19 protein-coding genes are annotated in these 18,272 nt (G+C 60.3%); 8 read left to right on the forward strand and 11 right to left on the reverse strand.

Annotation, left to right across the window (positions count from 1 at the left end; genetic code table 11):
- Positions 1-108: 108 nt before the first annotated feature.
- The 4 genes from FFA61_RS05125 to FFA61_RS05140 form a co-directional block, all read right to left on the reverse strand.
- Complete coding sequence (locus tag FFA61_RS05125) at positions 109-1,077, reverse strand: FKBP-type peptidyl-prolyl cis-trans isomerase (protein ID WP_005964147.1); 969 nt, start codon at positions 1,075-1,077, stop codon at positions 109-111.
- A gap of 4 nt (positions 1,078-1,081) precedes the next feature.
- On the reverse strand, positions 1,082-1,435 hold the full coding sequence (gene erpA, locus FFA61_RS05130; protein ID WP_040314324.1) for an iron-sulfur cluster insertion protein ErpA: 354 nt from the start codon (positions 1,433-1,435) through the stop codon (positions 1,082-1,084).
- Positions 1,436-1,586: 151 nt separating this feature from the next.
- Complete coding sequence (locus FFA61_RS05135) at positions 1,587-2,567, reverse strand: glycerate kinase (protein ID WP_005964153.1); 981 nt, start codon at positions 2,565-2,567, stop codon at positions 1,587-1,589.
- On the reverse strand, positions 2,564-3,937 hold the full coding sequence (locus tag FFA61_RS05140) for a M20/M25/M40 family metallo-hydrolase (protein ID WP_005964156.1): 1,374 nt from the start codon (positions 3,935-3,937) through the stop codon (positions 2,564-2,566). Before FFA61_RS05140 ends, FFA61_RS05135 begins: the two co-directional genes overlap by 4 nt.
- A 93-nt stretch (positions 3,938-4,030) precedes the next feature.
- Between FFA61_RS05140 and FFA61_RS05145 the strand changes: the two genes are divergently transcribed.
- The 4 genes from FFA61_RS05145 to FFA61_RS05160 all read left to right on the forward strand — a co-directional run bounded on the left by FFA61_RS05145 (position 4,031) and on the right by FFA61_RS05160 (position 7,234).
- On the forward strand, positions 4,031-4,621 hold the full coding sequence (locus tag FFA61_RS05145; protein WP_131247335.1) for a DUF3043 domain-containing protein: 591 nt from the start codon (positions 4,031-4,033) through the stop codon (positions 4,619-4,621).
- 169 nt (positions 4,622-4,790) lie between these two features.
- The gene (locus FFA61_RS05150; protein ID WP_131247337.1) at positions 4,791-5,294 is read left to right on the forward strand and encodes a hypothetical protein; all 504 of its coding nucleotides are present in this window, start codon (positions 4,791-4,793) and stop codon (positions 5,292-5,294) included.
- 18 nt (positions 5,295-5,312) lie between these two features.
- Positions 5,313-6,371 (forward strand): quinone-dependent dihydroorotate dehydrogenase, encoded by a 1,059-nt coding sequence (locus FFA61_RS05155; protein ID WP_005964164.1) that lies wholly within the window; start codon positions 5,313-5,315, stop codon positions 6,369-6,371.
- Positions 6,368-7,234: a TrmH family RNA methyltransferase gene (locus FFA61_RS05160; protein WP_005964167.1), complete on the forward strand. Its 867-nt coding sequence runs from the start codon at positions 6,368-6,370 to the stop codon at positions 7,232-7,234. Before FFA61_RS05155 ends, FFA61_RS05160 begins: the two co-directional genes overlap by 4 nt.
- A gap of 89 nt (positions 7,235-7,323) precedes the next feature.
- On the opposite strand, the gene FFA61_RS05165 is transcribed toward FFA61_RS05160, so the two are convergent.
- The 5 genes from FFA61_RS05165 to FFA61_RS05185 all read right to left on the reverse strand — a co-directional run bounded on the left by FFA61_RS05165 (position 7,324) and on the right by FFA61_RS05185 (position 12,144).
- Complete coding sequence (locus tag FFA61_RS05165; protein ID WP_005964170.1) at positions 7,324-7,464, reverse strand: methionine/alanine import family NSS transporter small subunit; 141 nt, start codon at positions 7,462-7,464, stop codon at positions 7,324-7,326.
- Positions 7,461-9,047: a sodium-dependent transporter gene (locus FFA61_RS05170; RefSeq protein ID WP_005964172.1), complete on the reverse strand. Its 1,587-nt coding sequence runs from the start codon at positions 9,045-9,047 to the stop codon at positions 7,461-7,463. The genes FFA61_RS05165 and FFA61_RS05170 overlap by 4 nt, the downstream gene beginning before the upstream one ends.
- A gap of 181 nt (positions 9,048-9,228) precedes the next feature.
- Positions 9,229-10,368 (reverse strand): UDP-galactopyranose mutase, encoded by a 1,140-nt coding sequence (gene glf / locus FFA61_RS05175; protein ID WP_005964173.1) that lies wholly within the window; start codon positions 10,366-10,368, stop codon positions 9,229-9,231.
- Positions 10,369-10,521: 153 nt separating this feature from the next.
- Entirely contained in the window at positions 10,522-11,541 is a 1,020-nt protein-coding gene (locus FFA61_RS05180; protein ID WP_040314150.1) for a glycosyltransferase family 2 protein, read from the reverse strand.
- A gap of 252 nt (positions 11,542-11,793) precedes the next feature.
- Positions 11,794-12,144 carry a TM2 domain-containing protein gene (locus FFA61_RS05185; protein WP_005964179.1) on the reverse strand — a complete coding sequence of 117 codons (351 nt, stop codon included), beginning with the start codon at positions 12,142-12,144 and terminating at the stop codon, positions 11,794-11,796.
- Between the two features lie 381 nt (positions 12,145-12,525).
- Here FFA61_RS05185 and FFA61_RS05190 point away from each other — a divergent pair, with 381 nt between their 5' ends.
- The 3 genes from FFA61_RS05190 (at position 12,526) to FFA61_RS05200 (ending at position 14,170) form a co-directional block, all read left to right on the forward strand.
- Entirely contained in the window at positions 12,526-13,347 is an 822-nt protein-coding gene (locus FFA61_RS05190) for an HAD hydrolase family protein (RefSeq protein WP_005964182.1), read from the forward strand.
- 134 nt (positions 13,348-13,481) lie between these two features.
- Positions 13,482-13,712: a PTS sugar transporter subunit IIB gene (locus FFA61_RS05195; protein WP_005964185.1), complete on the forward strand. Its 231-nt coding sequence runs from the start codon at positions 13,482-13,484 to the stop codon at positions 13,710-13,712.
- On the forward strand, positions 13,709-14,170 hold the full coding sequence (locus FFA61_RS05200) for a PTS sugar transporter subunit IIA (RefSeq protein ID WP_005964187.1): 462 nt from the start codon (positions 13,709-13,711) through the stop codon (positions 14,168-14,170). Before FFA61_RS05195 ends, FFA61_RS05200 begins: the two co-directional genes overlap by 4 nt.
- Positions 14,171-14,322: 152 nt before the next feature.
- On the opposite strand, the gene malQ is transcribed toward FFA61_RS05200, so the two are convergent.
- Together malQ and FFA61_RS05210 are read right to left on the reverse strand one after the other, a co-directional pair.
- Complete coding sequence (gene malQ / locus FFA61_RS05205; RefSeq protein ID WP_005964189.1) at positions 14,323-16,473, reverse strand: 4-alpha-glucanotransferase; 2,151 nt, start codon at positions 16,471-16,473, stop codon at positions 14,323-14,325.
- 310 nt (positions 16,474-16,783) lie between these two features.
- On the reverse strand, positions 16,784-17,023 hold the full coding sequence (locus FFA61_RS05210) for a PTS sugar transporter subunit IIB (protein ID WP_040314332.1): 240 nt from the start codon (positions 17,021-17,023) through the stop codon (positions 16,784-16,786).
- Positions 17,024-17,165: 142 nt separating this feature from the next.
- Here FFA61_RS05210 and FFA61_RS05215 point away from each other — a divergent pair, with 142 nt between their 5' ends.
- Positions 17,166-18,125: an acyl-CoA thioesterase gene (locus tag FFA61_RS05215; protein WP_005964193.1), complete on the forward strand. Its 960-nt coding sequence runs from the start codon at positions 17,166-17,168 to the stop codon at positions 18,123-18,125.
- Positions 18,126-18,272 lie beyond the last annotated feature (147 nt).

Genomic DNA, 18,272 nt, shown 5'->3' on the forward strand with positions numbered 1-18,272 from the left:
GTGCACTCCTGTGATCTGGACCTATCGGACAGGTCGACAACCGTGCCCATTGTACGCGTGTGCGGGCGCTCACCACTGACGGTGAACGCCCGCACTGCACGAGACACTTCAGTTGACTGTGAGAATCCCGACGATGTCCAAGACGATGAGGGTGGGAATCGCACCCTGCTGCTCATTCGCTCCTGCGCCGAGAACAAAGACGAGCCTGGAGCCGACGGACTGTCCAACAAGATCCGCTTGCATCGCATTAATGAGCTGAGGCTTCAACGCCCACGAGGAGTTGATCTGCTCATTCGAGCCAAAAGGGCCACCTACCGCGCGATACAGGACGTAATCGCCCTCGACAATGGTCTGACCCGCGCCCTGGACGAGCAGGGTGCGGCTATTTCCGCTCGGTGCGCTCGCTCCCTGGGCGAAGGACACTGTCGGTTCCGCGCCAGGCTCGCCCTCGACGGTCACTCCCTCGGGAAGTGCTTCGCCGGTCGGGGTTCCTTGCGATTGGAGGGATTCGTCAATGGCGACATTCGCCGAAGAGTCGATGACATCAACGACGAAAACGAGGGTTGAGCCCGCAGGGATCTGTCCCGAGGCGCGGTCTCCGTAGCCCCATTGAGCTGGGACGACGATCTCGACACGGTCGCCGACATGCTGCTTTTCCAAAGCGTAGGTCCACCCGGGGATAACCTCTTGGAGGGAGAAGAGCGCTGCTCTTCCGTTCTCGAAGGAGGACTCGATCTTCGTGCCATCCCAGAGCGCGAGCTCATAGTTGACGACGAGGCTATCCACGACGGAAATCTCGGCACCCTCGCCCTGGTGAATCGTTTTCACCGCGACCGTCGAAGGGGCTTGTCCTTGACCTGCAAAGATCTGCGGGTCTTCGCCAAATCCGCCGGTCACATCTGGGAAATTCGCTGTCCCGCTCCGGTCCACCTCGGGGATGGCAGAGCCTTCGGATTGCAGGGAGGACTGGGAGCTTTGCGCATCGGATTGCGCAGTGTTGGTACCGCAGGCCGACAGGCTCGTCGTCAAAGCAAGGACGAGGGCCGCAGCGGCGGCGATCTTCACGCGTGGATTCATCAGCTCAGTGGAAGGATTCTCCGCAGGCGCAGGTGTTTTGCGCATTCGGGTTGTCAATGGTGAACCCCTGACGCTCAATCGAGTCAGCGAAGTCGATCGTCGCCCCATTGAGGTAGGGAACGGACATGCGGTCAACAACGACCTCAACGCCGTCGAAGTCACGGAGGGCATCGCCGTCGAGGAGGCGATCATCGAAGTAGAGCTGGTAGATCAAGCCGGAGCAGCCGCCGGGCTGAACGGCGATGCGCAGGCGCAGATCGTCACGGCCCTCCTGAGCAAGAAGGCTCTTGACCTTCGCAGCTGCGACCTCGGTGATGAGGACCTCGTGCGAGGGTGCTTCGATACCGGTGTCGGACATGATGCTCCAATCGATTTCGACTTCACTCTTTCGGTGTCCCACCCTATGTGCCTCACCAATTCGATGCCATGTCGCAAGCGGAGATGAGATGCCCGCGTGATCGAGTCCACGTCTCACTCGAAGGTCAAGAGCTGTGATCAGTGCCCAGCTCTCAGCGCCCCCAGGTCTGGGCGATGCGGACCCCCGCTTGGAACAGGCTGAGTTTTCCTTCGGTGATGAACTGCCCATTGAGTCCCCATTGTGCGCGCTCATGTGCTGATAATGAGGACTCTTCTCCGATTGCGACGACCGGCAAGGCATGCTGCGCGGCAGCATCGCAGATCACGTCGAGGAAGGAATCGGACAGATTCGGCGAGTGCAGCTTCGCTTCGAATACGACGACGAGGTCCGCATCCGCAATGCGCTCATCCAAGCGGAGGAGGGTGCGCAAGAAGAGGCCCGTATCGATGATCCTGCCTCCGATGGCGTGAACCATCGCACCGACTCCCCCACCGGCCCCCGATCCGGGGATTCTTCCAGCCCCCCTCGACTGGGTCCTTGAGTCCAGAAGAGGAAGGCTTTTCTCCTCAGAGCAGGAAAGAAGGCGGGTGAGCAGGGACGTCAATCCCCTGTCCTGCACACTTCGAGCATTGAGCTCAGGATCGACTGCGAGGACGGAGGACAATCCCAGGAGGGGACGGCGAGTGGATGCTGCCGCGATCATGTCGCGCCTTGCAAGGATCTGCCGGGCCGTCGAGAGAGCACGGGGAAGAGTCTGCTCGAGCGTCGAAGAATCCGACACCTCGATTCCGCTCAGACTTGAAATGAACCCGATTCCGCAGTCGAGAGAGTGGGGATGCCCCCCTTCGAGGATGGGGACAAGGCCGAGTTCCAGTGCTTCCCTGGCTTTTCTGCCCGCCCAGGCGCTCCCCTGTTCATCATCGGGAACGACAATCGGGGCATAGCGGGAAGATCCTGGTCCTCTGACAGCTTCTTTGAAAGCCGAGCCGGGTCCGAAGGGGATCAACTCCACTTCCCAGTGCACAGCCGAGGAGAGGAAACCCCTGCCGAACTCTTCTAAAGCGGCAAGCGCCGTCGATGAAGCGGGACTCCCCCCGGACCAATGCCCGGCGATGAGGACTCGGCGTGTCACTGGGACGCGAGGCGAGTCAGGAGCATCGCCTCAGCGAGGATCGCGGCGCGAAGATCGGAAATGCACTGCGATTCGTCCTCGGAGTGGGCGTTCGTCAATGGATCTTCAACACCGGTGACGACGACCTCGGCATCGGGGAAGAGACGCTGGAAGTCGGAGATGAAGGGAATAGAGCCGCCCACGCCGATGTTCACCGAGGGGACGCCCCAGGCTTCACTCAAGACCTCGTGCAAAAGCCCCGTCAGTGCAGAGTTCATGTCGGCCTGGTAGCCGGGGCCGAACTCGTTCGGAGTGACCTCGACCTTCGCCCCGAAAGGAGCATGGGATTCGAGGAACTCCACGAGGCGGTCCATCGCTTCGTGCGGGTCGACGCCGGGAACGACGCGCATGGAGAGTTTGAAGCGCGTGTGTGGGGCGATCGTATTGGACGCCTCAGACACGGGACACGCATCGAAACCGATGACGGAGACGGAGGGCTTGGTCCACACTCGAGCCGCAAGATCCCCCGTGCCGACAAGTTCGACGCCCTCAAGCAGGCCCGCTGCGGCCCGGAACTCTTCCTCAGACCACTCCACATCCGCTTCAAGGGTCCCGCCGAGCCCGGGGATCACGAGATCACCTTTCTCGTCGTACATGGAAGCGATGAGCATTGAGGCGCAGGTGACGGAGTCGAGCATGGGGCCGCCGAACATTCCCGAGTGGACGGCGTGATCCGCGATCGTCACATCGACCGTTGCGACCGAATTGCCTCGCAGGGAGGAGGTCACAGCAGGCTCTCCGGCCTTCCAATTGTCCGAATCGCATACGACGATGACATCGGCTTGCAGTTCTTCCTTGTAGGTCTGAAGGAAAGTCGTGAAAGAGGGGGAGCCGAGTTCTTCTTCGCCTTCAATGAAGACGACGACATTAACGGGCAACTCGTCACCGAGGAGGCGCAGGGCCCCCAAGTGCACTGCGATTCCCGCGCCATCATCGGAAGTGCCGCGCCCGTAAATCCGGTCGCCGCGAACCTCGGCGACGAAAGGATCAGAGGACCAGCGAGAAACATCCCCACACGGTTGGACGTCGTGGTGGGCGTAGAGAAGAACCGTTGGCGCACCCTCGATCTTCTTCGTCCTGGCGACAACTGCGGGCTTGCCTTCGATTCCCTCGGGGGTCGTGACCCGCAAGATCTTCGCGTCCAAGCCCGTGGCAATGAAACGATCGCGCACGTGGAGGGCCGAAGCCTCAAGATCAGCGGCATGGGCCGGGTCGGAGGAGACGGAGGGGATTGCAACGATGTCTCGCAGTTCATCGAGAATGGCCTCGAAGATCCCTTCGAGTCTTGAGTCGAGCAGGTCACGGGTCAATGCAGAAGTGTTGTCGGACATAGGGTCAGAGTAGTGGACTCGAGGTGGCTTCGCTGCGCTCATCGGTTAGCCTTGTGGGGTTGAATGCTGACGAGTGGCACGAGGAGATCCCAGGTGGCTGATACGGACCAGACCCGACAATCCCAGAGGAAGGGGCGTCCGACGCCGACCCGTAAGCAGGCGCAGGCGCGAAACTCCAAGCCCCTCGTCCCCGCTGATCGTAAAGAAGCCAAACGCATTGCCCGCGCCAAACGCGACGCCGCCTTCCAGCGCGAGCAGACTGCTTTGAGGACCGGCGATGAGCGCTACCTCCCCCTGCGCGACAAGGGGCAGGTGCGTCGTTTCATTCGCGATTCGATCGACGCGAGATGGACTCTTTCAGAGTTCCTCTTGCCGGTGATGGTTCTCTTCCTCGTCGCCATGATGGCCGCTTCCCTGGTCCCCTCTTGGCAGGAGACGATCGGCACCTGGGTCATGGTCTCCGTGACCGGCACCTTGTACGCGCTCTTCGCTGTTTCAATCCTCGAGGGCGTTGTCGTGTGGCAGCGACTCAAGAAGCTGCTCAAGAAGCGTTTCCCGAATGAGGAGATCCCGAAGGGCTCCTGGTACTACTGCTATTCGCGCATGATCATGGCGCGTCGCTGGCGCAGCCCCCGTCCCCTCGTGGCTCGCGGTGAATTCCCCGGTGTGAAGAACAAAGGCTGAGGCCTGTCTCCTCGCCTTTTCTAAGTCCTGTCTCCTCCTCATCTCCTTCCTCTGCCGCAGTCTCATGCACAGGTAGCGAGGGCGAGTGGCCCCATCCACAGGGACCATGTCCTCGTCCTCGTTCATAAGGAGCTGATCTGTTCCCATGGTGTCACTGAAAGGAGACACCATGACCCCTTCCGTCACCACCCCTTTGCGTCCTCCGCTGTATTCCACCTACGGGTGGACTGAGCGCCTCGGGATCCTTGATCTTCTCACCCCTTTTTTCCTCTCATGCCCCGACTCCTCTGACTTCGTACGCTTCGAAGGCCTCGGCGCCACGGAGGCCGAGGCCCTCTTGGAGATCATGCCCGCCGATGCTCTCCTCGACCAGCAGAACAACGGTCCTTACCTATGCGAACTGCTGCGCCTCGCGGTCGAAAGACCCGGCGTCACCCTTTCGGGGTACCGTATTGCACCCCCACGCTGGGATGAGCGGATCAGTGTTGACGGGGTTTCGATCCCTCAAGCCCCCGATCTTCCAGAAGCGATCCCCTCTGATCCTCTTGTCTTGTACAAGTGGCCGAAATTGCGTGCCCTACTCGCTTTGAACAGCGCAATAGGCGAGCCCGATGAGCTTCTTGCTCTCCCACTCGAAGGCGGTGGCTACGGCTGGTGGATCTGGTGGGACTGAAACGCCTAATCTTGAGTCATGATCCGCGCCGCATACTCCTGGTTGTTCCGCAATCTGATCCGATACTCGGACCCTGAGATGGCCCATCGAGTCGGCCTTGGTCTTATCGCCGCAGCAGGTCGATGTTCACCAAGCCGCGCCCTCATGCGCGCCACCATCGGGCACCTCAATCCGCCAGATCCTGCCCGTGCAGCGCACGCAGGCCTCGTCCGTATCGGCGAGCGCGTCGTTCCCGGACGAGTGGGCCTGGCGGCTGGCATGGACAAGAATGCGCAGGCCGTTCTCGGGCTGAGTGCACTCGGATTCGCTTTCCTTGAAGTCGGCACGATCACACCGAAAGCCCAGCCCGGCAACGATGCTCCCCGATTGTGGCGCCTCATGGAAAGCAATGGCCTGCGCAACCGGATGGGCTTCAACAATGCGGGAGCCAAGGCGGCGGCCGATCATTTGAAGAAGCTGCGCTCGTCGAAAGCCGGTCGCGCCGCAATCGTGGGCGCGAACATCGGCAAGAACAAGGTCACCTCGGAGCAGGATGCTCCCAAGGACTACGAGTACTGTGCGCGTGTGCTCGCCCCGTGGGTGGATTTCGTGGTGGTCAATGTGTCTTCGCCCAACACCCCGGGGCTGCGCAAGCTGCAGTCCCTTGATCATCTGCGTCCCATCCTCGAGGCTGCGCGCCGGGGCTGTGAAGCAGCCGTCAAGCGCCGCATGCCCTTGTTCGTCAAGATTGCACCTGATCTTGCCGACGAGGAGATCTGTCAGATCGTCGAGCTGGCGAAGGAACTCGACCTCGCTGGCGTTGTGGCAACGAATACGACAATCAACCACGAATTCGGCGAAGGGGGCGTCTCTGGCGCTCCGCTGCGTGACAGGGCCCTCGAAGTCGTCAGCCTCGTCGCCTCCCATCTGCGTGACGATCAGATCCTGATCGGCACCGGAGGCGTGTTTGGCGAGTCCGATGCGCGCGCAATGCTCGCCGCAGGTGCAGACCTCGTGGAGGTTTTCACCGCCTTCGTTTTCGAAGGGCCGAGTTGGCCCGGCGAAATGAACCGCGCCCTGTCGAAGGCACACGCGTGATCATTCCCCTTGTGAGTGCCGATCTTTGCGCTGATCCGCGTCTTGCCGACTACACCTCTTTGAAAGATGTGGCGCTGCGCTCCAAGCTCGAACCCGAACGCGGCCTATACATGGCAGAGTCGACGAATGTCATCATGCGCGCCCTCCAGATCGGGCATTCCCCCCGTTCCTTCCTCATGTCTGAGCGTTGGCTCCCCCAGCTTGCGCCCCTCATTCGAGAAGCGATCGGTGATGAGGACGGGGGTGAAGTGCCGATCTTCACGGCGAATGAGGATGTGTTACGTCAGATCACCGGGTTCCACCTGCACCGGGGAGCCCTCGCCGCCATGCAGCGTCCGCTTTTGCCCACAGTATCCGAACTCCTCCCACGCGCCAGAGGAGGTGAGCCTGCGCGCCGGATCGTGATCTTAGAAGATCTTGTCGATCATACGAACGTCGGAGCGGCCTTCCGTTCCGCTGCAGCACTGGGTGTGGACGCGGTCCTCGTCACCCCGAGTTGTGCTGACCCCCTGTATCGGCGTTCGGTGCGCGTCTCCATGGGAACCGTCTTCCAGGTCCCATGGACTCGCCTGGAGGAATGGCCCACGACGGATGAGCTCCACGAAGCAGGGTTCACCCTCGCAGCCCTTGCCCTCTGCGATGACTCCATCTCCCTTGAGGATTTCGTCGAATCCTCACTGTGCACCGCCCCCGACGCGAAAGTCGCGCTCGTCATGGGGACCGAGGGCGATGGTCTGAACCGTAAAACGATCGCTGCCTGCGATGTGGTCGTGCGAATCCCCATGTCGGGAGGCGTCGATTCTCTCAACGTCGCCGCAGCCTCAGCTGTGGCCTTCTGGGCGACCCGCAAGGTGGGTGCCTGATTCTTCCAAGAGAGTAACGCGGCGGCGGCCAAGGGAAAGGACCCTTGGCCGCCGCCTGTCGATTCATGACACTCATCGAGCCCCGACAGCTACTCCTTGTGCGAGGACGACTCTTCCTCCTGCGATTCCCAGGTGTTGGGAAGAACCTTGAGGAGAACGGTGGAGGCGACGAGGCCTCCCCACACGAGGATGATCGTCACAACCATCATGAAAACCGCGATTGCACTCACTGTGCTTCTCCTTCCGAAAGTGTCGAGTGGGCCTCGTCCTCGTCAATGATCTGAGCGAGAGCCTCAGGGCTGATGGGACTGTGTTTCCAGGGCAACAGGGTCATGATGATCGAACCAAGGATCACGAAGCCCACCGCTCCCCATCCGAAGATCCACACGAACGTCTGATCGTAATCGCCGTAGCCATCCGCCACGTAGGAGACGATGGCGGAGAAGAGCATGAAGATCAAGACCGCGGGCACAACGATTCCAACGAGAATCTCCCAAGCCTTGGGGACCTTCACTGCGGAGACCGCATTCAAATGCTCACGCAGTCCCTTCAGACGCGGCGCGAAGGCCGCAGCAAGGATCGCCATCATCACTGCCGAAGCGACGACACCAATGTTGTTGATGAAGGTATCGACGATGTCGAGGTTGTTGAGACCGGACTTCGTTCCGAAGAGGGAGACGGAAACAATGCCAGCGGGGATACCAAAGGCCATCGCGGCTTTCACGGGCGACAATCCGAACTTGTCTTGCAGGCCCCCGGAGACGACCTGCAGGAGCGAGAGCAGCGAAGTGATGCCGGCGAGGACGAGAGAAGCGAAGAAGAGGACGCCGAAGAGCGAGCCTCCCGGCATCATTGAGACGATCTGTGGGAAGGTCACGAAGGACAGGATCGGACCACTCAGGCCCTCAATGTCGGACACGCCAACACCCTGGGTGCTCGCCATGAAACCAAGGGCTGAGAAAACGCCGATACCAGCGAGGATCTCGAAAGATGAATTCGCGAACCCTGCGACAAGGGCCGTGCCCGTGAGATTCGTCTTCGGCTTGAGGTAGGACGCGTAGGTGAGCATGATGCCAAAACCGACCGAAAGGGAGTAGAAGACCTGAGAGAAGGCATTGAGCCACACATGCGGGTCGGAGAGTTCTCCCCATTGCGGGGTGAAGAAGGCATCGAGGCCTTCAACCGCTCCGGGCAGGAACAGTGCGCGGATCACCATGATGAGGAAGAGGGCGACGAGCAGGGGCAAGAAGATCTTGTTCGCCGCCTCAACGCCTTTGGACAGGCCACGTCCGAGGATGAGCAGGACGAAGATCCAGATGAGGGCGAGCGGGATCGCGACTGCAGCGACGGGGCTCCAGGAGAAGGTGTCCCCTGCGGCGACCTGGAGGAAGTCAGAAGTGAAGAACGTCAAAGGATCGTCTCCCCAGGATTGTTTGACTGAGAAGATCGTGTATTGGACGCCCCACGCGATGACGGCGGCGTAGTAGGTGAGGATGACGAAGGACACGAACACCTGGAACCAGCCGATGAACTCGCCTCCGGCTTTGATGCGGCGCAGTGCCCAGGCGGGTGATCCGCGGAACTTATGACCAAGGGCGTAGTCGAGCCACAGCATCGGAATGCCGACGAAGAGGATCGCAACGAGGTAGGGAATCAGGAAGGCGCCTCCGCCATTGGTGTAGGCGACGCCAGGGAAACGCCAGATATTGCCCAGGCCGATCGCTGAGCCGATAGCGGCCAGGAGGAAGCCGGTCTGCCCGGTCCACGTGTCCTGGCGTTTCGGCTGTTCGACCGAAACTGTGGTGCTTGACATGGGGTGAACTCCTCTTGAGGGATTTTTCAGTCAGGCTACGCATTGAAGGTAAAGAGGAGGAAAAGCGTCCACCACGTAGACAACACCTCCATATCCCGGCCGCACCTGGGTAGTGGAGGTGGCCCATCCCCGCAGGAACACCCCGGAGAAACACCTGACCTGGATCGGGATTCAGCTGGCGTCACCAGGTGGACACGATCTCATCGAAGCGGTTAAGAGCCGATCCGATCGCCATGTGCATATCAAGGTACTTGTAGGAGCCGAGACGCCCGCCGAACACTACCTTGTCCTCCCCCGCCGCCAAATCGCGGTAGGCAGCGAGCATCTCGCGGTCAGCGGGCCCGTCCACCGGGTAGTAGGGCTCGTCCCCGGCCTGGGCGAAGCGCGAGAATTCGCGCATGATGAAGGTGTTCTTCGCCCCCGTTCGTTCGCGCTCAGGGTGAAGATGGGCGAACTCGTGGATGCGGGTGAAGGGAACGGACTCGTCTGAATAGTTCATGACCGAGCATCCTTGAAAATCCGGGGTGTCGACGACCTCGCTTTCAAAGTCCAAGGTCCTCCAGGTCAACGAGCCGAGCTCGTAGTTGAAATAGCGATCGAGGGCGCCAGTGTAAACGACGCCCGTCTGGCCGACGACCTTCGACTTGGAGTAGGGGTGCGTCTCGTCGAAAAAGTCGTGGCCGGTGAGGACCTCAATGTTCTCATGGTCGGCGAGGCGCTCGAGCCACGCGGCGTAACCATCGAGGGGCAGTCCCTCGTGGGTATCGCGAAAATAACGGTTATCGTAGGTGAAACGCACCGGGAGTCGCGAAATGATTGAGGCGTTGAGATCCTTCGGATCGGTCTGCCATTGCTTGTGCGTGTAGCCCTTGATGAAAGCCTCGTAGAGGGGACGGCCGATCAGGCTGACCGCTTTCTCCTCGAGGTTGGCGGGCTCTGTGTCACCCAGCTCCGCGGCCTGCTCGGCGATGAGTGCACGCGCCTCGTCCGGAGTGTAAGCGGAGGCGAAGAACTGGTTGATCGTGCCGAGGTTGATCGGCAGAGGGTAGACGACGCCCCCATGATTCGCATAGACGCGATGCTGGTAGGAGTTGAAGGAGGTGAAGCGATTCGCGTACGCCCACACGCGTTCATTCGAGGTGTGGAACAGGTGCGTGCCGTAACGGTGCACCTCGATCCCGGTCTCGGGGTCGATTGAGGACCAAGCGTTGCCGCCGATATGATCGCGCCGTTCGAGGACGGTGACTGCGCGTCCCGCTTCGGCGGCCTGACGTGCGATAGTAAGGCCGAAAAAGCCGGAACCGACGACGATGAGATCCACTTGCGAAGTCCTTTCACGAGGATGGGTAGTCCGATCCTACCGAGGCCCGCCACTTGAGCCACTCCTGCCCTAAGTTTTTCCTATTCGCCAGTTGAGCTCCTTGAGCGTGCACCCGGTCGTAGTGATGAAGTGGAAGCCTAGGCCTGTGAGCCTTCAGTTGAATCCCATGACGGCCCGCACCAGCGAATACGCCGCCGTGACGAACCTGCGTGAGCGAGAGCGCGCGAGGCGTGCGAGCAGATCCGACTCGACAGCTGCGCCAGCCGCGGGGTCAGTGGCCTCGAGTTCGTTCCACATCTGATCTTTCATCTCCAGATGCTCAGGGGTGCCCGAGAGTTGAGCCATCACGGTCGTGACCACACAGTTAATGCGCAGATAGTGAACCATGTAGCGGTAGAGATTCGCAGGCACCTCCTCGGGCTTGGGCATCGCGGCAACCATTTCGCGGTTCACACGCAGGAGCTGATCCAGGCGAGAGATCATGACCTTCTCGTTCACGGATTGGTCATCGCGTCCAATGAAGTACCGGTACAGGTCGACATCGAGGTAACGGATCGTGCGCACCAGAGGCAGCGGAGTATGCGAGTAGAGGTAGTCGACGTAGAAAGTGTGCTCGGGCAAGGTGAGACCGGATCGGCGCAGGATCTCGGTACGCATGGTGAGCGAGTGCATCATCATGTACTGGTCGTAGCGGCAGGGCTTGACCTCCTCCCAGGTGATCGTCTTTCCCTGGGGGAGGACATTACGGTAGCGGACCACCGTCTTATGCGCCTTGCCCTGCTTCTCGTAGACGTAGTTCGTGACGATAAGGTCGAGGTCACGGCCCGCGGCGCGCTCTTCGCGCAGGAGATCGAGCAGGCGGTTCATCGCCGGGCGATCCACCCAGTCATCGGAGTCGCACACGCGCACATGGGTACCATTCGCCGCCCTGATACCCGTATTCACCGCGCCGCCGTGCCCCTTGTTCTCCTGGTGGATGGCTCTAACTATTCCCGGGTAGCGCAGAGCCCACTCATCGGCCATTCTCGCGGTGTCATCCTTCGACCCGTCATTAACGATGAGGACTTCAACCTCGTCGTTGTAATCGACGAGCGTCGCGAGCGCCCGATCAAGATAGTCCTGGGAGTTGTACGCGGGGACAACGACTGAGAGCAGCGGGGCGGTGGCGGACATTGACTCTTCTTTCAGCTTCACGTTCACTCTCGAGAATCCAAGGGATTTTGAATCCCGACAAGGATACGGGGCAGAACGGGGAAAACCGAGTCACCCCTACTTGTTTTCCACGAGGGGGGCAGTAGCGTAGGCACGGCCGAGCGCTTCATTTTGAGCACATGCATGCCTCGGGATGCCTGAGTCTCAGATTCCTGCGCAGACGAAAGGAGCCGCCATCGCGAGGATGGCGGCTCCTTTCTGCGGTTGATCAGATCAGGCGAGAGGCTGACCGTTGGCGTCGGTCGCGTAACGGCCCTTCTTGATGAGCACCTGAATGAAGGTGACAAGCGCCCAGACGCCGACGACCATAAGGAGGAGCGAGCCAAGGATCATCATGAATCCGGGGCCGGCCGAAAGGTCCCCAGCCATGAGGGACTGCACGTAAGAGGCGTAGCCCGGCATGTACAGAATCATGCCGACGGCCCAGACGACGAGCTTGATGATGCCGACCTTCTTGTAGCCGAGGTAGAAGTCCGGCGCACCGAAGCCGCCGAGGAAGAAAGCGAGAAGAGCCGCGACGGTCTTGGACTTCGCGGGCGTCGAAGGAACAGAGGGGTAACTCATGAGAGTGCCTTTCACAGTTGAATGAGACAGCCCCCATACTGACACAAGGCGCAGGAAAATTGAAATCATTTGGCCCGCTCGATTCATTACCCACCCTATTGGAGTGAGCTTTGCCACACAGTCTGGCATCCATCTTTCCGCCCTCAGCGCATAGTCGCTTTCCAACAATTCTTGCGACGTTTCTGCCTATCTCGAGCCGTGATTCTTCCGGGCGCCCCTCCCCATTGCGATCTCTTCTCCGTTCTCGGCATTTAGGCCTTCATGAGGTGCATCCCAGAGGAGACTCGTGGGAATATGGAGCAGGAATCACATCGCTTCGCCCCTTCCACACACCCGCGAGGGCGAGCAGCGCCGGAACGAGTGAATCGGGGGATTGTCGCGATGCCTGAGTCGAAACTCGTCTTCATTGACCTCGATGGGACACTGATCGCCCCGGACCAAAAGGTTCCTTCTTCAGCGGTCGAGGCCATGAGGGCAGCGAAGACGAGGGGGCACATTCTGATCATGTGCACCGGCCGCTCAATGCCGGAGATCTATTCTTTTCTCTGGGACTACGGTTTCTCGGGCGCTGTGACGGGCGCAGGCAGTTACGTCACCCTCGATCAAGAGGTCCTCATTGACCGTCGCCTCGGAGCACAAACGATCCACGAAGTCAGCGAAGTCTGGCAATCCCTGAACGGCCTATGGGTCTGGCAGAGCCCCGAAGAGATCGCGCCTTCTCCTGATTTCATGGACTTTTTCGTTGAGAAGGCCGGCTTGGCACCAAACGACTGGGCCGTGTACGCCGAAACGATCAGCCCCTACCTGAAGGAGGGAGTGCCTTCTTCTTCCGCCAAGTGCACGGCCTACATCTCAAAAGGGATCACAACTCCCGAGCGCCTTCGGGAATTGATTCCCGAAGAGTTGTCAATCACTGAGGGCTCTGTTGGTGCCGGTGACACTCTCGTCTACGAGGTCGCTCCACGTGACATCTCCAAGGGAACAGGTGTAAAACTCGTCGCCGACAGGCTCGGCTACGACATTGAGGACACGATCGCCATTGGCGATTCCATGAACGATGTGGAAGCCCTCCTCGCCGCAGGAAGGGGTATTGCAATGGGCGGCTCCCCTGCGCCGGTGGTGCAAGTCGCGGATCATGTGACAGATTGTCTTGAAGATGATGGTCTTGCGAAGGCTTTTGCTTTCCTCGGGCTCATCGACTGATCCTCCCCTGCCTCAAGCGACATGCACCCTTTGTCCTTCGCTTCTTCTTTTGCGCGTTGAGCACCTCAAACGCGGACCAAGCAGAGTATCCTTGATGTGACGCACGCCCCATTTTTCTTTTTGAGGAGGACGCGATGAACCAGGCGGAAACCATCCTGAAAGCCCTTGGAGGCTGGGACAACATCACAGCGCTGGAAGCATGTATCACCCGCATCCGCGTTGAAGTGAAAGACGATGAGGCCGTCGACGAAAAGTCCCTCCACGATGCAGGGGCTTTCGGAGTCGTCGCCGTCGACAAGTCCATCCAGGTTGTGATGGGACCAGAAACCGAAGCAATCGTCGACGCCATTGAGGCCCTTCGGTGAGTTTCACCATTCAGGCGCCCCTAGACGGTAGCCTGATCGGTCTGCGTTCCGTTCCCGACCCCGTCTTCGCAGATCAACTGGTCGGCCCCGGCATTGCCATTGTCCCCGCACATGCCGACGGCCCCAGCGATGTCTGCGCGCCAGTCTCCGGCACGGTGAAGACACTGCATCCGCATGCCTTCATCATCGAACTCGAGGCAGGCCCCCTCGTCCTCGTCCATATCGGAATCGACACAGTGTCCTTACAAGGACGAGGCTTCGAGGCTCTCAGCGAGGTCGGCGCCCAGGTTGAAGCCGGAGCGCCACTCATCCGATGGGACCCCCGAGTCGCGAAGGATGCGGGCCGTGCTCTCGTGGTCCCGATCGTTGTTCTCTCCTCTCGAGCACAGTGCCGCTTTGTGAAAGGAGTGGGCGCCGAAACCCGACAAGGAGAAGCGATCCTCACAGTGAAGCCTTGATCCGCCCTCGAAAGAGACTCCGGTGGTGCGATGTGGCATCTCCTAGGCAATCGCACTCCCGGATGCGCGCTCCCAGATGATCTTCAGCGTCAACATGGAGGGGCCCGGATGCTTCCCCCGCATCCGGGCCCCTCCGTGTCCTCAATGCTTCTTCAGTTCTTCATCTCGGCATTCATCACGGAGAAGAGCGAATTCAAACGCGGATTAGTGGGCAGCGCGTCGATCAGGACCTCAATCCCGTCATCGTCGCACAGCGGCACGCACCAATTTGGATACTCACGGTTCGTTCCCGGAAGGTTTTGCGGGTGGCGGTCTCCGACCGCGTCGACGAGGGCTGCGACCACGAGCAGAGACGGCGTCCGCGAAACATAAGCGTGAAGTGCCTCCACGAACTCGCGTTCGCTCGGATCGACCGACTCCAGCAGAGAATACTCACGCAGACGAGCACTCACCTGTTCGAGTTCCAAACGATCCTGTGCCCGAACCGACTCGACATCATCCACAAGCAGACCCAGCTCATGGCGCAAGGTTGTCTGGACACCCGCCATATATCCGGCGGTCGGCGGAAGATCATGCGTATTCACCGCAGCGAGGCACTCTCTCCTGTACGCCTCCGGGTGCAGGGGCCAGCCGCCCTCGTCCTTCTCGAACCAGAGGATCGACGTACCCAGAACGCCGCGTTCACGCAGATAATCACGAACCCAGGGCTCAACCGTGCCAAGGTCTTCTCCAATGACAACCGCCCCGGCCCTCTCAGCCTCAATGAGGACAGCTCCGAGCATCGCCTCATGGTCGTAGTAGACGTAGGTCCCCTGATCAGCGGTCTTCCCCGCAGGGATCCACCACAGTCTGAAAAGGCCGAGAATGTGGTCGATTCGGATGGCTCCTGCGTTCTTCAAAGAGGCGCGCAGCATGTCACGAAGAGGCTGATAGCCCGCTTCGGCGAGGGCGCGAGGAGACCACGGTGGCTCCGACCAGTCCTGTCCCTGCTGGGAATACATATCCGGCGGAGCTCCCACCGACATCCCGGGCGCGAAGACCTCCTTTCGCGACCACACTTCTGAACCCTGAGGGTGAACGCCGACGGCAAGATCCGCCATCATTCCGATGTCCATGCCAACAGACTTCGCGACGCGTTGCGCATCCTCCATCTGTTCGGCGATAATCCACTGGCACCACTGCCAGAACTCCACGCGATCCGCGAGCTCAAGGCGAGCGCGATCCGATTGCGGCATCGAGGAAGACGCGACCTCTTCTGGCAGGATCATCGACTCATTCGCTTCCACCAGGGCGCACCAGGTGGCGAAGTGGCGAAGGTCCTCTCCCCCTTCGGTGATGAAGTGCTGGAACTGGGCCTCACGGTGATAGGAACGAGGCAGGGGGAAGATCATCTCAAGGGCCCGGCGCTTTGCCTCCCAGGAGCGATCCCGATCCACAAGGGCATCGGTCGTATCCGATGAGTTCGCCAGGACGCGCAGCTCTTCAATTGCCTTGACCACGGCGAGGGAGGCGTGGGAGTATTCGTCGATCATCTCCGGGCGGATGTAGATCGGATTGAGCCACCGGCGCGACACCGGCAGATACGGAGAGTTCTCGAGTGGCGCGATCGGCGCCGAAGCGTGAATAGGGTTGATGAGCAGGAAGTCCGCTCCCCGATCGGCTGCAAGGGCCGCCAAGTCCGCGAGATCTTCCGCATCGCCAAGGCCCCATGAGCGCGTCGAGCGGGTCGAGTACAGTTGCGCGGCAACACCCCAACGACGTTTGCCGTCGGCGGTGGCGCCGCCGTGACACCGATTGGGGGCGATGAGGAGGGTTGTCGAGTGGACCTGGCCCCCCTCAAGAGTCGCAATGACACGATGCCAGCCTGAAGGAAGATGATCGGGAACCTCGAAGGTCGCTCGGCCAACCAGAGCCCCGTCGATTGAACGAGGGGGCACCCAGCGGTCAAGCTGCACGCACTCGCCGCTGCGCCCGTCCTCTGCAATCCACGACACCCGCACCCAGGTGCCATCGGGCACGTGAACGGGAAATTCGCGACGCTGTCCCTGTCGAGCGACAATGGTCGCTGGAAGGACTCGTCGCCATTCTCGATTCTCAACTTCTGCCAGCGCATCGTGCAGGTCGTGCACACTCGATTCCGGCCCGACCCCAACTCCCAGTGATTTGAGCACCTCGAGCAGGGTGTGCGCGCTGACATCGCGACGTTGCCCATACCAATCCCAGAAGAAGGTGGAAACGCCGTTTTTGTCTGCGAGTGTCCTCAACCCATCGATATCTTCAGCTGCGGGGGTGACGTAATCCACGAATCAACTCCTTCGGTGTGGGCTGTGTTCCACAATCCTATTACGTAAACCTCAATGGGACACAGATCTGTCGATATCGAGACGAAAAGACACTACTCCTCAAAATTCCTCGGAGTTGAAGACCCCCGCCCCTCATAGGCTCAGGCTTGGCGCGATCGCGAGGCGCGGCGCCCCATAGCATTCTCCGTGCCCCTCGCAGGCTCAAGCTCGACGATTGGCGAGCCCGAAAGCGAAAGCGGGCGACGAGCGCAGAGGGTGGAGCCCGGAAAGGGTGAAGACTAAGCGACTCTTCACTCTTTTGAGTGAGTCCTCAGGGAGAAGAGATCTGTTCCCTCATCTTGTGGGCGATGACTTCAGACTCAGGTCCAGCAATAACCTGAACGAAGGAGCCCGAACGGACGATCGCGAGAACTGGGGGAATGCGAAGCGCCGCCTCATCGACCTCGCGCTGACTCTTCACCTCGACGCGGATACGCAAAGAACAGGGCTCGACGTCCACAATGTTCGAGATGCCGCCGAGTGCATCGATCAGTGCGAGAGCCTCTTCCATGACCCTTTCTTCTTCCCTCAGTGTTCGCCGCGTTGAACGCGCTCCCTTTCGCACACTAGTGAAGGAGCAGACCTCGGGCAAGGCGCACACGTGATCTTCTTCATTTCCTGAACGAATTGCGCCAAGGGTGAAGAATAGGGGCATGACTCGTCCAGTCGACATCCCCATCATCTCGAAGGAGCCCGTTGCCTCCGTTTTGAGGATCCTCGCGCTTGAAGAAATCGGTGAGGACCTGTTCCGCGCCCATTCACTGCCCCAAGTGCGCCGCGTCTACGGCGGACAGGTGATCGCTCAAGCCCTCATCGCCGCCGCCGCGACAATGGACAAGCCGCGACTTCCCCATTCCTTTCACACCTACTTCGCTCGCGGAGGCACCCCTTCTCTCCCCTTCGAACTGCGAGTCGAACGCCTACGAGATGGACGCTCCTTCTCTTTGCGTCGCATCGTGTGCCTTCAGGAGGGCAAAGAGATTCTCGCACTTCAGGCCTCCTACCAGGGGCCCGAGGACGGCCTCGTCTTCACCAGCGAAGCCCCCGAGGCCACCCCACCGGAAGAGTTGCCGAGCGCATTTGAGATTTTCCGGGCGATCGACCACCCCGTCGGCAGATTCCTCGGTAAAACCACAGCCTTCGATGTGCGCCACGTCCAACAATCCCTCTACACGAAAGCCGACGAGAATCCTTCGAATCGCCAACAGCTGTGGATGCGCCCGCGTGCGACCATTCCTCAAGGGGCGGATCAGCACGTCCACCGCGCTCTGCTCGCCTATGTCATTGACCAGGTCATGCTTGAACCTGCAATGCGTGTCCTCGGGCTTTCCTGGATGACACCGGGCATGTCCGCAGCTTCTCTCGACCATGCAATGTGGTTCCATCGCGATGTCGATATCAATGAGTGGCTCCTCTTCGACGGCGAATGCACGAATGTCAACAATGGTCGGACTCTGGTCACGACCCGCGTGTTCACTCGCAATGGCGTCCTCCTCGCTGAGGCCACCCAGCAGGGAATGCTGCGAATCCCGGGTCACGGGCGAAAGGGGTCTGGCCGTTGGGGTTTTGGGATCGATCCGAAGACGGGCGCCTCACAGCTGAGCTTCGCTTAAAACGCCAGCCCCCACCTCGACCCGTGTCCCGCGCGCCCCTGCGTCTGTGTCTTCACGAGTAGCGTCCCGCTGAGATTGTGTTGACCTGGGAAAGCCCGCACTGCCCGGCTTTGACCCAGCTGATCTGAAAAGCACGTGGAGCCGAGG

The organism is Schaalia cardiffensis F0333 (assembly GCF_005886435.1).
GTDB lineage: Bacteria > Actinomycetota > Actinomycetes > Actinomycetales > Actinomycetaceae > Pauljensenia > Pauljensenia cardiffensis.

Bases quoted from the DNA above. Each gene is read 5' to 3' on its own strand.
- FFA61_RS05125 (WP_005964147.1), bottom strand. From the start codon at position 1,077: ATGAATCCACGCGTGAAGATCGCCGCCGCTGCGGCCCTCGTCCTTGCT.
- erpA (WP_040314324.1), bottom strand. From the start codon at position 1,435: ATGTCCGACACCGGTATCGAAGCACCCTCGCACGAGGTCCTCATCACC.
- FFA61_RS05140 (WP_005964156.1), bottom strand. From the start codon at position 3,937: ATGTCCGACAACACTTCTGCATTGACCCGTGACCTGCTCGACTCAAGA.
- FFA61_RS05150 (WP_131247337.1), top strand. From the start codon at position 4,791: ATGACCCCTTCCGTCACCACCCCTTTGCGTCCTCCGCTGTATTCCACC.
- FFA61_RS05155 (WP_005964164.1), top strand. From the start codon at position 5,313: ATGATCCGCGCCGCATACTCCTGGTTGTTCCGCAATCTGATCCGATAC.
- FFA61_RS05170 (WP_005964172.1), bottom strand. From the start codon at position 9,047: ATGTCAAGCACCACAGTTTCGGTCGAACAGCCGAAACGCCAGGACACG.
- FFA61_RS05180 (WP_040314150.1), bottom strand. From the start codon at position 11,541: ATGTCCGCCACCGCCCCGCTGCTCTCAGTCGTTGTCCCCGCGTACAAC.
- FFA61_RS05185 (WP_005964179.1), bottom strand. From the start codon at position 12,144: ATGAGTTACCCCTCTGTTCCTTCGACGCCCGCGAAGTCCAAGACCGTC.
- FFA61_RS05190 (WP_005964182.1), top strand. From the start codon at position 12,526: ATGCCTGAGTCGAAACTCGTCTTCATTGACCTCGATGGGACACTGATC.
- FFA61_RS05195 (WP_005964185.1), top strand. From the start codon at position 13,482: ATGAACCAGGCGGAAACCATCCTGAAAGCCCTTGGAGGCTGGGACAAC.
- FFA61_RS05210 (WP_040314332.1), bottom strand. From the start codon at position 17,023: ATGGAAGAGGCTCTCGCACTGATCGATGCACTCGGCGGCATCTCGAAC.
- FFA61_RS05215 (WP_005964193.1), top strand. From the start codon at position 17,166: ATGACTCGTCCAGTCGACATCCCCATCATCTCGAAGGAGCCCGTTGCC.